General features: G+C 63.8%; 8 protein-coding genes and 1 pseudogene. 6 read left to right on the forward strand and 3 right to left on the reverse strand.

The window, feature by feature from the left end:
• Positions 1-77 precede the first annotated feature (77 nt).
• The 3 genes from VQ042_RS22490 to VQ042_RS22500 are packed head-to-tail and all read right to left on the reverse strand — an operon-like array spanning position 78 to position 2,286.
• Positions 78-449, reverse strand: a complete 372-nt coding sequence (locus VQ042_RS22490) for a PGN_0703 family putative restriction endonuclease (protein WP_331822531.1) — start codon at positions 447-449, stop codon at positions 78-80.
• Positions 446-1,033: a hypothetical protein gene (locus VQ042_RS22495; RefSeq protein ID WP_331822532.1), complete on the reverse strand. Its 588-nt coding sequence runs from the start codon at positions 1,031-1,033 to the stop codon at positions 446-448. The genes VQ042_RS22490 and VQ042_RS22495 overlap by 4 nt, the downstream gene beginning before the upstream one ends.
• A gap of 23 nt (positions 1,034-1,056) precedes the next feature.
• A complete protein-coding gene (locus VQ042_RS22500; RefSeq protein ID WP_331822533.1) occupies positions 1,057-2,286 on the reverse strand; it encodes a DUF262 domain-containing protein in 1,230 nt (409 codons plus the stop codon).
• Between the two features lie 1,010 nt (positions 2,287-3,296).
• On the opposite strand from VQ042_RS22500, the gene bcsA reads away from it, so the two are divergent.
• From bcsA to VQ042_RS22535, 6 genes and pseudogenes are all read left to right on the forward strand, one after another.
• Positions 3,297-5,516, forward strand: coding sequence for a UDP-forming cellulose synthase catalytic subunit (bcsA, locus tag VQ042_RS22505; protein ID WP_331822534.1), 2,220 nt, complete (start codon positions 3,297-3,299; stop codon positions 5,514-5,516).
• A gap of 11 nt (positions 5,517-5,527) precedes the next feature.
• Positions 5,528-7,864: a cellulose biosynthesis cyclic di-GMP-binding regulatory protein BcsB gene (locus tag VQ042_RS22510; RefSeq protein ID WP_331822535.1), complete on the forward strand. Its 2,337-nt coding sequence runs from the start codon at positions 5,528-5,530 to the stop codon at positions 7,862-7,864.
• Positions 7,861-8,946: a glycosyl hydrolase family 8 gene (locus VQ042_RS22515; protein ID WP_331822536.1), complete on the forward strand. Its 1,086-nt coding sequence runs from the start codon at positions 7,861-7,863 to the stop codon at positions 8,944-8,946. Before VQ042_RS22510 ends, VQ042_RS22515 begins: the two co-directional genes overlap by 4 nt.
• Positions 8,947-9,200: 254 nt before the next feature.
• On the forward strand, positions 9,201-11,084 hold the full coding sequence (locus VQ042_RS22520; RefSeq protein WP_331822537.1) for a hypothetical protein: 1,884 nt from the start codon (positions 9,201-9,203) through the stop codon (positions 11,082-11,084).
• Positions 11,085-11,127: 43 nt separating this feature from the next.
• The gene (gene galU / locus VQ042_RS22525; RefSeq protein WP_331822538.1) at positions 11,128-12,030 is read left to right on the forward strand and encodes a UTP--glucose-1-phosphate uridylyltransferase GalU; all 903 of its coding nucleotides are present in this window, start codon (positions 11,128-11,130) and stop codon (positions 12,028-12,030) included.
• Between the two features lie 284 nt (positions 12,031-12,314).
• A pseudogene (locus VQ042_RS22535) lies at positions 12,315-12,802 on the forward strand (ISAzo13-like element transposase-related protein); the annotation flags it as partial.

A 12,802-nucleotide genomic window follows, 5' to 3' on the forward strand; every position in this document is an offset into this window, starting at 1 on the left:
CTCGTTTATTTTCAAGGCCATCGCTCGTTCCCTCCATTGGCGGGAACAGGGAATCACGCTCACCCAAAACAAGACAATCACAACCGAGTCAGATCAAGCGCGGACCGGTATGATTCTTCGATGCGCAGCATTTTGGGCATGGAGCCACCGACCGCCTGCTGGACGAGCCGCGCCAGCGTCTCCGGCCTTTGGGCAAGTGGCATCAGGAAATTGAGACAGCAGACCTGAGATGACAGAGCGTGGTTGGCATGCCGGTGCCAGGCGACGCCGTGCCGTTCAAAATACGCAGCGGCCGAGGGGCGCAGCGACGGCGCGAGATTGAGCTCCTTGCTCGCCGTGTCGAGCCGGTAGCGACTATCGCCGAAGCGCGCGGCATCGGCCAGCGTGTCCTCGAAGAAGGCCGTCTGCTGATCGCGCTGCGCCAGGGAAAACTCCTTAGGCGCGGTCATTCGGCTGCCTCCATCGTGAGTTCCGCCTCGAGCGCGTCGTTCTCATCGTCACCTTCCTCGACGACGGGCTCCGGATCGTCGGGCAACTTGGCCGTCTCGCGATGGGCAGATTTGCCCATGGTGCCTTCGATCATCGCCAGCAGCCGCTCCTGCCGATCCCGCATGAAGCTCTCGAAATCGTCGGCACGCAGCAGATCGGGATTGATGAGGTGCGTACGCAGATAGCTGTCGAGGTCTCCCGGCACGATCGGCGGCGTGTTAGCACCGCCGGCTTCCAGTTTGCCGAGATAGGCTGTGGGTGCGAAACCGCCGATGATCCGATTAGTTCGGTAGGCTAGCGGCGTCTTGTTGATAATCGAGTCGTATCGATCCGCCTTGATGCCCTGTCTTGTGCACCAGTCCTTCGGAAAGATGTGATGGATGTCTACATTCTCGTCGAAGAACACGGTGTCATTGAATGACTGACCGGACCTCCAGTCGAGAGCGCCTTCATTCATCAGTAGGGCATTCACCCCCTTATATGCGGCAGAGAGCCGCATTCGCATCGTCTTCAGCCGATCGGCTCTGAACACGGCATCCCTCACCGTCGATGGCTCCGGACCACCATTCAGCCATGGGGAGACCTCGAGAAAGTCGCGTGCCATTCTGCTCTCGACCGCAGAACCATAGAGCTCACCGAAAACGCCGCACCAGTACCATTCCACCAGCTTCTTGCGGTTCGCTTGGTGCTCCCAGGCGTCACCGATATCCGCGAGAATGGCCGCGAGCGGTACGAGCTGCGACTGGTAGGGCAGGTCGAACACTCGGTAGATATTCTGCGTACGCAGAAATCGCGCTGCCTTCTCGAATCCGGTTTCGACCTGGCTTTGATACTGGAGGTAGGCAGCGAGCGGCAGTTCGAGCAGCGCGGACCGATTAGGCGTGACGGAGGGAAGGTCCTTCCCCTGTTTTCCGGCCGCCTCGGCCTCGCGCCGGCGATCACGCGCATGGAACAGCACGATCGCCTGGAGGAAGTCGGTGTTAGAGACATCGGCGACGATCCCTCGCGCCTGGTTGCCGGGTCGCAGCGTTTCGATGAGCCTGTGGTGACGGCGTTTCTCGGCTCCTTTGCCGTACCAGTCCCGGCGCAATTCATGGCCGTCACGAGTTCGAAGGCGTCGAGTGCCTTGCCGCCCGTGTTCACCTTCTCGAAGACGGTGCACACTGCTTCCTTCAACGTCTCCTTGTCGAGAGCGATTACCGGCACCTGGTACTGTTCGAAATTCTGCACGATCTCAGAGTAGAACCTCTGAAGTATCGGCCATTTCTCCGCGAAACTACCGTTGCTGTTGGCGTGCGTGATGAAACGCATCTGCCAATCGTTCCAAGCGAAGATCCGACTGAGCGGAAACATCAGGGCATCGAATTCCTTTGTTTCGCTCGATAGGTCGAGTTCGATCTTCCGATCGAAGTCTGACTTCACGATCCTGTCGGGGGGCACTGCGATAATGGCCTCTTCCCGATCGGCGCTCGGATCCAGACACTTGTTGATATCGAGATAGAACCACCGTTGAACCGGCTTCTTCTTCGCTGTCATCGTCTTCACGATCTCGCCGCGCAGCGTCACCTGGTACATCGACGTCGTACGCTGCTGCCCGTCGAGCAGAAGCGCCTGAGCATGGGACGGATCGATTTGCCCTGGGGCGCCCTCTATCGGCCGTGGCTGGAAATTAACCGGACCGCCCGTGTTGAGCGTCATAAGTGCCCCGACGGGAAAAGACCGGGAGATCGAGGCAATCAAGCTCTTAATGCGATCCTCGTCCCAGACCCAGCTCCGCTGGAAGTCGGGGAGCTGCATGCGACCGTCGTGGCTTCAGAAGCTCATGGAGGGAGACTGGATTGGTCTGAAACGTTGCTGCCATCGTCAAGCTTCCTGAAGTGCGGTGTCGTTTTTTTGAGATAGCCCGGCGACGAGCCTGTCGTGATAGGCCCGGGTGCAGGACGAGCCGCGCAGTTCAGCGACCTGACCACGACCACAAGCATTCAGTCGTTTCCCCCAAGGCACGGCGTAAACAATCCGGCGGCGCCGGTCTGATAGGGGTACCCTGATTAGGCGGCTGTTTTGATCACAGAAGCTAAGAAGGTGTAATGAGGGCAAAAATGACGAGTGAAATTTGAGCTCGTCGTAAACTGGTTCCATCACAATGCGCCGCCCTCTATCGAATCAATAACCTCTGCAACATCATCATGTCGATCGTGACAAGACCTGCAACCATAAGCTTTGTCGATTGAGCGATTAACGCTTCAGGGGGACCGCCCCGCTTCAGCAGAGTAAGACCGATGTGGTCAGAAATAATTTCTGATTGCCAAATTTAGTGCGACTTCGTCCGGCGATCTTTCCATGATTGCTTTAGCGGGAGGGCGCCGACGGGGTGCACGGATGCTGCTCTTTCCTCCCCCTGCCTAGGATCGGCTCTACCTGAGCACAGGGGACCGCCCTCTTCTAGAAACGCCGCCAGCGGCCGTCTGACGATAGATGCGGAATATTACATGGTCGCGAATACGAGCGGACTCCCCGCAGCATAGATGCGGGGTGAGTTAATGCCGGATGCCTTCGTCCACCGAGCGACGCTCCATGCATCTTGGTAGCGCGCATAGCATAGGCGTCACGCGTCGGCGGTGCTGGATCCGAATCGCGCCCAAGTGCGCATGCTTAAACCAATACCTCAGCCCATTTGGTAAAGGTTTAATAATTAATGGTTAATCTATTCTTAATTTCGAGCGCCTTGACCCAAATGCGAAGATAAAGAATTGTGCGCCGCAAGGCAGAAAAGTTGCGGACATAATATTTCATTTGCGGAGAATGCGATGCGTGCGATCGTTTTGGGCGCCGTCTGGCTCGTCATAGCTCTGGCATTCTTGCTGCTGGCTCAGCAGCCAGTCAGTGTCGAAGCGCAATGGCTTATTGCCGTAACGGCTCTGGCGGCCGCTCTAGGGATTTACTTTCTCCGCCTCAGTGGCGTCTGGAAATACGTCTTTCTGGCGGCCGTCAGCCTGGTTGTGCTCCGTTACGCGTATTGGCGGACGACATCAACGCTTCCCTCGGCGGACGATCTCACCAACTTCATTCCGGCGATCATTCTTTACTCCGGGGAAATGTTCTGCCTGTTGATGCTGGCAATGAGCCTCTTCGTTTCGGTCGACCCGCTCGAGCGGTCTGCCGCGCCGCGGTACGCCGACGACGAGCTCCCAAGCGTCGACGTCTTCGTGCCTTCCTACAATGAGAGCAGCGACATCCTGGCGCTGACGCTGGCGGCCGCGAAGGCGCTCGACTATCCGCAGAACAAGCTGCGCGTGTACCTGCTCGATGACGGCGGAACCGACGAGAAGCGCCTTTCACCGTACCCGAAGATTTCGATACCCGCCCAAAGGCGGCACGAGGAGTTGCAGGACCTCTGCCGCGATCTCGGCGTGAGCTACCTGACGAGAGCGGCGAACGTTCACGCCAAAGCTGGCAACCTCAACAACGGGCTCCTGAACTCGGTCGGGTCGCTGGTGGTGGTGTTCGATGCCGACCACGCCCCGGCGCGGGAGTTCCTGCGCGAGACCGTCGGCTTCTTCAAGCGCGATCCGAAGCTCTTCCTCGTCCAGACGCCGCACTTCTTCTCCAATCCCGACCCGCTGGAGAAGAACCTCGCGACCTTCCGTTCGATGCCGTCCGAGAACGAGATGTTCTACGGCACGATCCAGAAGGGCCTCGACAAATGGAACGCCGCCTTCTTTTGCGGCTCGGCGGCCGTCCTCCGGCGTTCGGCACTCGAGCAGGTCGGCGGCTTCTCCGGCGTCTCGATCACCGAGGACTGCGAGACCGCGCTCGATCTCCACTCGCGCGGCTGGAACAGCCTCTACGTCGATCGTCCAATGGTATCTGGACTCCAGCCCGAGACTCTCGTGAGCTTCATCGGGCAGCGCTCGCGGTGGTGCCGCGGCATGATCCAGATCCTGCTCCTGAAGAACCCCGCCTTCCGCTCGGGTCTCACCCTGGCGCAGCGCATCTGCTACCTCTCGAGCGGGATGTTCTGGTTCTTTCCGTTCGTGCGCCTGATATTCCTTGTGTCGCCACTGCTGTTCATCCTGTTCGACATGAAGATCTTCGACGCCTCGGTCGACGAGTTCGTTTCCTACTCGCTCACCTACCTCTTCGCGGGTGAACTCCTCCGGAACTATCTCTACGGACGGGTGCGCTGGCCGTGGGTGTCGGACCTCTACGAGTATATCCAGTCGGTTTATCTGGTCCGCGCGATTATCAGCGTGCTGGTCAACCCGCGCCGACCGACCTTCAACGTGACGGCGAAAGGCGAGACGATGGACCGCGACCGTCTGTCGGAACTCGCATGGCCCTACTTCGCGATCTTCGGCGTCCTGTTGTTTACGATGGGCGTTGCGATCTACCGCTATCAGACCGAGCCAGAGATCGGCGGCATGCTGCTGGTGGTCGGGGCGTGGAACCTCATGAACCTGATCGTCGCCGGTGCGGCCCTCGGCGTCGTGACGGAACGCATGGAACGGCGAGAAGCCCCGCGCCTGCCAAGTGTCCGTGGGGGCGAGCTCTTCGTAGCCGGAATGACCGTTCCGGTGGTGATCGAGGACGTCTCACTGGGCGGAGCCAAAGTCTCCGTGCTTGGCAGGCTGCCCGAGACCTTTGATCGCGAGGATGCGCGGCTTCTGGTCTCGACACCGGACGGAACGCGGGACCTCGGATCACTGCCGGTCTCCGTCAAGAGCCTTGGCGGCGGGTCCGACGGCCTCGGACTCGGACTGAAGTTCAGGGCGAGCATCTCCCATTATCCGCTCATCGCCGACCTGATGCTGGCCGATCTTGCCCCGGTCCGCGGCCTCCGTCTGGCCCGGCGCACTCGCCGCGGCATCCTCGGCGGGAGCCTCGCCTTCATAGGCTGGAGCCTGAGCTACCCGCTGCGGGCATTCCATCACCTCGTCTTCGACCGCGATGCAAAGCGGCAGGATGCCGGCGACCCGACCCCGATGGCGGCGCCGGTGGCCGTCCGCCCTGCTTCGTTCAACTCCTAGGGAACCGACTAATGACCTTCTCCGGGACCATCCTTTCGGCGGCCATCCTCGCAGCGATGGGCGGCACCGCGCTCGCGCAGCCGGCCAATCCCTTCGCGGGCGGAACGGGCACGTCGCCTGCCGCCTCGACCACCGCCGTCGCCGCACCAGCGGAGCCGCGCACGCGCCAGACCGCTTCGGCGACGCTACGCAGGTTCAACGCCGGTGCCGCCGAGCTGTCCTTCTCCGGTGAGCGCGTCCAGAGGGACTATCCGTTCTACGTCACCGCGGCGGAGACCGCGCAGGCGGCCCGCCTCGTCCTTGGCTACCAGAGCGCCGTCTCGATCATGCCCGAGACATCGAGGATGCGCGTGTTCGTGAACGACCTGCCGGTCGGGGAGACGCGCCTCGCGAGCGGCGGCAACCTCTCGATGGACCTGCCGGCCGGGGTTCTCCAGCCCGGCTACAACGGGGTACGTATCCTCGTCGACCAGCACCACCGCGTCGATTGCTCGATCGCCGGAACGTACGAGTTGTGGACGCAAATCGATCCGTCATCGAGCGGCATCGACTTCGGGGTCCCCAGCCTTGAACTCGCCTCTCTCGCCGATCTTCCGGCCGTCGCCAGGACGGGCACCGAACGTTTCGCGATCAACGTCGTACACACGTCCGGTGCATCTGCGGATCTCGATCGGGCCATGTCGGTGCTTCAGTCGGCGGTGGTGCTCGGCGGCATCCAAAGGCCGTCGGTTTCCGTCTCCGACGCGCGCGGTGCCGGGCCGGGACTGGACATCGTCGTCGCCGCGGCTCCTCTTGCCGAAAGCCTCGGCTCCTCATCCGTCGCAATCCCGCTCCTCCCCGACGTCACCCTGGTTCCGCCGGATGCCGGCGGACGGGCGACGCTGTTGGTCGGCGCTCAGACAACCGGAGACATCGACAGAACAATCGAGGGCTTGGTGCAGGCGGCAATGTCGGCCGCGCCGTCGGGAACGGCGTCCGGCCTCAAGTCCCTGTCGGCGGGTCGCTCGACCAAGATCGACACGCAGACACCCGTCCCGCTGGCGGAGCTCGGTCTTGACGTCCGCGAGTTCGCTGGTCGGTTCTACCGATCCGAGGTGAGCTTCGAACTTCCGGCCGACTTTTATCCGGCGGACTACGACGCTGCGCGTATCACCCTCGACGCGGCCTACGCCGCCGGGCTGTGGCGTGACGCCTCGCTGGTCGTTCAGGCCAACGGGCGACAAGTCGCCTCGCTGCCCCTCAGTTCGTCGAGGCAGGGCCGCATCGAGCAGCAGGATCTGAAGGTACCCCTGAGCACTCTTCGACCGGGGCGCAACAGCCTGACCTTCGAGGCGACGCTCCTGAATGCCAGCGACGAGGCTTGCGATCCTGTCGCCTCGGTGAACAATCTTGCGCCCCGCTTCGTGATCGGCTCCACGTCCACGTTGCGCCTACCACGTGTCGCCAAGATGGGCCATCTGCCCAACATCGCCGGGCTGACGGGCGGCGGTGCGGATAGCGGCGGGACCGGGGACAGCCTGACGCTTTATGCCACGGGCCTCAACGCACCGGGCGTCAACGCCGCGGCTTCGCTCGTCGCGCAGATCGCAGCGACATCTGGCGCGGTGCAGCCGGTTACGGTCACGGGCGCTCTTCCGGTCGCGCCCTCCGGCAACCTTCTGGCGGTCGGCACCTATTCCGAACTTCCGCGCGGCCTGCTCGACCAGGTCGGACTGGATGTTCCTTCCCGCCTGAGCGCGGAAGCGGAAGCTGGGGAGATGCTGGCGCCTACGACGAGGCCGGAGCGGCCCGGCGACTTGATGGCCAACGTTCGCGCGGCATCCCTCGCCGAGGCGTTCGCCGCACCGATGGACATTCCTGCACGGCTTGAGGAGCTCGGCGACCGAGTGACCGGGTTCGTGCGCTCCGCGGTCTCGGGCGGTGCCGGACTCTGGAACAACGATGCCTTCACGAGCGGTGGCCGTCACGCCCCAGACCCCGGCAGCCGGCTGGTGATGGCGCAGGCCGCGACACCCGGCGACCGACCCTACGCCTGGACGGTCGTCGCCGCGGCAGACCCCGCTGCGCTGACACAGGGCGTCCAGGAGATTACGGTGCCCGCCAACTGGTCGAAGCTCGGCGGCGCGGTGTCGATCCTTCAGGACGATGGCCAGATGATCGTTCACGCCGGTGACGGCGAACGGCTCTACGAGACGCAGGCGCGGTCGTTCTCGAACCTGCGTCTGGTGTTCGCCGGTTGGCTCTCCCGCCATCTCCAGGAATACGTCGTGGCCCTGCTCCTGCTCGCGCTGCTGCTGGGCATCTCGACACGCTTGTTCCTGTCCCAGGTGGGGAACAAGGATCGATGAACAAGCTACTTGCGCCTTGCTTTCTCGCTGGCCTGCTCGGATCCCTGATGGATCCGCAGCCCTCCCGCGCGGCTTCTGCGGCCGCCGACATTCACCAGGTGCAGCCAGCCGACTACGTCGTGGGTTCGTGGCAGCTCTACCGCAGCATCTACATGTCGGCCGACGGCCGGATCATCGACAGGGAGAACGGTTCGATCTCTCACAGCGAGGGCCAGGGCTACGGTATGCTGATCGCGGTCGCCGCCGGCGACCGCCAAAGCTTCGACACGCTGTGGAACTGGACCGAACGCGAACTCCTCGTTCGCGACGACAGCCTCGCGGCCTGGAAATGGGATCCGGCCGCCAACCCCCACGTCCCCGACATGAACAACGCCACCGACGGTGATCTTCTCATCGCCTGGGCCCTGCTTCGCGCCTGGAAGGTTTGGGGCGTGAAGGATCACCTGCGGGAGGCGAGGGACATCGTCGAGGATGTCGTCCGGCTCACGATTGCCGACAGCCGCTACGGCAAGGTCCTGCTTCCAGGGGTCGAGGGCTTCACCAGCGAGAACAGCGGCGACGGCCCGGTGGTGAACATGTCCTACTGGGTGTTCCCGGCGATCGCGGAACTCGAGCAGTCCATGCCCGAGTTGAAGGCCCTGGATCTGCGATCGAGCGGAATGAAGCTCCTGCACGCGATCAAAGCCACGCCCGAGGGCATACCGTCGGACTGGACGGGGCTCGCGGGGGAAGCGCCCCGCCCGGCGGAAGCCTTCCCCCCGACCTTCGGCTACAACGCGGTCCGCATACCCCTCTACATTGCCTGGGAAACGAGCGACGAACCCGCGTTGCTCCGGAGCCTCCAGCGACCGTGGACTACGAGCGAGAGCGGCCTTGCCGTCCTCGACGTCACCGCCGATACGCCCGTCGAGCCGATGGTCTCGCCCGGCTACGACGCCATCAACGATGTCGTCTCATGCAGCCTCGGCGACGCAGAACCCGTCGACCGCGCCAAGGCGTTCGAGCCGTCGACCTACTATTCCAGCACCCTGCACATTCTGAGCCTCATGGCCCTCTCCGAAAGGTATGCAAAATGCTTCTGACGAGAACCCGCGCGCTGGCGTCCGCAACCTTCCTCAGCGCTATGCTCATCGCTCCCATGGCCGCCGAATCGGACTCCGGCACGCGAGGGAGCCTGTCCCTCGGTTCGTCGACGGAACAACCGTCGCCAACCGCCGGCTCCGTCTCCCTCGGCGGCGCCCCGACCGTTTCCAGCGGCACGCAAGCGGTGCTGCGAAGCTACTATCCTGGCCTCGATACGGGTGGCTCCCTCGCCGCACCATCCGGAGGTCCGGTCGTGAGCGGGGCGATCCAGCCCGTCCAGTCGGCCGCACCGAGGCCGGGCACCACCCTGGCAAATCCGTTCGCCGTTTCCCCTGCGGCCGTGCAGGCACAACCCGTCGCCGCTCCCGCACCGAACCCGTTCGCACTGCCTGCCGTACCCAAGACCGAACCCGGCGTCGTCGGTGGTCGACCGAACGCGCCGGCCTTCTCGATCGACGGCGGGACAGCACAGGGCGCAAAGCCCGGCGAGGGCAACGCGATCGACGAGAGCGCCCTGCGGTATTACGCCGACCAGCGCAACCTCGAGCGCGTCGGTGCCGAGATCCGGCGGCTCAAGGTTCTCTACCCGTCCTGGAACCCGCCCGCGGACCTGTTCGCGCCGAAGAGCAGCGTCAACGAACAGCCGCTGTGGGATCTCCTGGCGGCGGGCCGCGTGCAGGAGGCACGCACCCGCATCGCCGACTATCAGGCGAAAGATCCCAAGTATCGGCCTTCCGCGGACCTTTCGGGGAAGCTGGACGACGCTGACATCAGGATGCGCATTCGAGCGAGCTCCGATGCGGGCAACTGGAAGTCGACGCTCGCCGCGGCGCAGGAACGGCCCGGCATCCTTGTATGCACCGAGATTGACGTGCTCTGGCGTGTCGGCGAGGCGCTGGCTCGGACCAACGATCTGGCGCGGGCCTTCGACCTGTACAGCTACATCCTGACCACCTGCGGCAACCCCGCCGAACGCCTTGCCACGATGCAGAAGGCGGCATTGCTGCTGCCGCAGAACGGCGTGGATGCGCTGGCCACCTATGGGCAGACGCTTCCGGACGGCTCGCGCGAGTTCGATGACCTGCGCTACCAGAAGACGCGCGCCGGGATCGGCGAGGAGATTGCCAAGAGAACCAAGCGTTCGCGGATCGAGCCGAGCGAGCTCCAGGCGTTCGAGACCTACGCCAGGTCAACGCGATCGGCGGACGATACCAGCCTGCTCGGTTGGTACCACTACAACGCCCTGCGGTTCGACGCCGCCAAGGAGTGGTTCAGCCTCGCATCCGAGGTCGACGACGATCCCAAACACCTCGAAGGCTACATCCTTTCGCTGCGCAACCTCGACGACCTGGCGGCGGCGGAGGAGCTGGCCTACCGCGAGTGGGACAGCTCGCCCGAGATGGCGAAGATCTACATTGAGTTGGTAGCTGAGCGTTTGAACGGTGCCGAGGAGGGCGAGGAACTCGGCGCGGCCGAGCTTGGGCGCTACACCGAGGTGGTGGAGGACAGTCGCTCGGCGCTCGGTGCCCAGACGCTCGGATGGCATCTTCTGGCAGCAGAAGAGACCGAGGAGGCCGGCGAGTGGTTCGCGAAGTCGGTCGAGTGGGAAGCGACCGAGGAGGGTGTGGTCGGCATGGCGGTGGTCGCCAGCCGCACCAAAGACACCAAGGGGCTGAAGGCGATCAAGGCCGAGTACGGCGACGAGTTCGCCTCGCTCGCCGAGATCGAGGAGTACGTCCCGCCCGCAAGGACAGCAAGCTACCGTCCGACGCAGCCTCAGGCACCCGCCGCTCGCGGCACGCGCCGGGCTGCGGCGCCTGCCAGGAGCAGAGGCGGTGGCGGCGACCGGCTCATGCGACAGGCCAACCAGCAGTTCGAGGCCGGTGACTACAACGGCGCGCTTGCGACACTGAACCAGCGGGAGGCGCGCAATGGCAAGAGCTACGGCGCCGAGATCCTCAAGGGGTGGGTGAACATCAAGTTGAGGCGCTGGAACGAGGCCGAACGCATCTTTCGGGCGCAGGATCAAAGACAGTCGACGCGGGACACAAGGTTCGGGATCGGGGCGGTCGCAAACTCGAAATACAACATGTGGTCGGAAACGCGTAACGACTGTACCGTTAGATGGAAATGTTGAGGCATTCCTCTTTGAGTATCGACTGAGAAAGGTTGATCGTACGATGAGAAAAGTCAGAAAGGCCGTATTCCCGGTTGCGGGCCTCGGCACGCGGTTCCTGCCTGCTACGAAGGCGATCCCCAAGGAGATCCTGACCATCGTCGACCGCCCGGTCATCCAGTACGTGGTGGACGAGGCATGCGAAGCCGGCATTGAACATTTGGTCTTCGTCACGGGTCGCAACAAGGCGGTTATCGAGGACTATTTCGACATTCAGGTCGAATTGTCGGCGACGCTCGCCGAACGCGGCAAGACCGTCGAACTGAAGCTCCTCGACGATCTCCAGCCGCATCCCGGCACCGCCAGCTTCACCCGCCAGCAGGCGCCGCTCGGCCTCGGCCATGCCGTCTGGTGTGCCCGCGAGCTCGTCGGGAACGAGCCCTTTGCCCTGCTCCTGCCGGACATGATCATGCAGGCCGAGAAGGGCTGCCTGTCGGAGATGGTCGAGCTCTACGAGGCCACCGGCGGCAACGTCATCTCGGTCGAGCAGTGCGATCCGCAGGAGACCCACAAATACGGCATTGTCGGCAGGGGCGAGGACGTCGGCAAGGGCTTCCGCGTCACCGGCATGGTGGAGAAGCCGAAGCCGGCGGACGCGCCCTCCAACTACTCGATCTCGGGCCGCTACATCCTCCAGCCGGAGATCTTTGATATCCTGGCGACCCAGGAGCGCGGCGCGGGCAACGAGATCCAGCTCACCGACGCCATGCTGAAGCTCGCCGACCAGCAGGATTTCGCTGCCTATCACTTCACCGGACGCACCTTCGACTGCGGCTCCAAGGAAGGCTTCATCGAGGCCAACGTCGCCTTCGCGCTCTGGCGTCCGGATATCCGCGACAAGGTCATCGGCAATATCGGCCGACTGCTGCGCACGGTGGAACCGGCTCCAAGCTGTAAAGCGGCTTGATCGCTTTCGTGCTTAGGACATCTGCATTCACTACTGAATCGGTTCTGTTGGGTTTGGGCTGCGACAGTATGACTCATCCGGATGCGATTCCCTGTCGCAGCGGCGGGGATTAGCCATGGTGGCATGGTCGACCGGTACGGAATAGAGCAGCGGTGGGCGGCGGACGGCTCGAAGCGAGACGAGCGGGGCCGGCGGGTATTCGCCGCGAGCGAGGCGCGGGCGGCGGGTCGGGGCGGGCTGGCGGCGGTCTCGGCGATCACCGGGCTCGCCCGCTCGACGATCGNGACGAGCGGGGCCGGCGGGTATTCGCCGCGAGCGAGGCGCGGGCGGCGGGTCGGGGCGGGCTGGCGGCGGTCTCGGCGATCACCGGGCTCGCCCGCTCGACGATCGGGCGCGGATTGAAAGACCTCGACGCACCGCCGCTTCCGCATGGCCGCGTCCGGCGCGAAGGTGGCGGTCCGCGGCCGCTGACCGATCGCGATCCGACGCTGCTCGCCGATCTCGAACGCCTCGTCGAGCCGGCGACGCGGGGCGATCCGGAGCGCCCGTTGCTATGGGTGTCGAAGAGCCTCGACAAGTTGGTCGCGGCGCTCACCGACATGGGCCACGCGATCAGCCCCAACAGCGTGCGCAAGCTGCTCGTCGGGCTCGGGTTCTCCCGCCAGTCCAACCGAAAGGCGGACGAAGGCTCCAGGCATCCCGACCGCGACGCCCAGTTCGAGCACATCAACTCGAAGGTCATCGCCGCGCAGGCCGCTGGCCAACCCGTCAT

The organism is Aurantimonas sp. A2-1-M11 (assembly GCF_036549475.1).
GTDB lineage: Bacteria > Pseudomonadota > Alphaproteobacteria > Rhizobiales > Rhizobiaceae > Aurantimonas.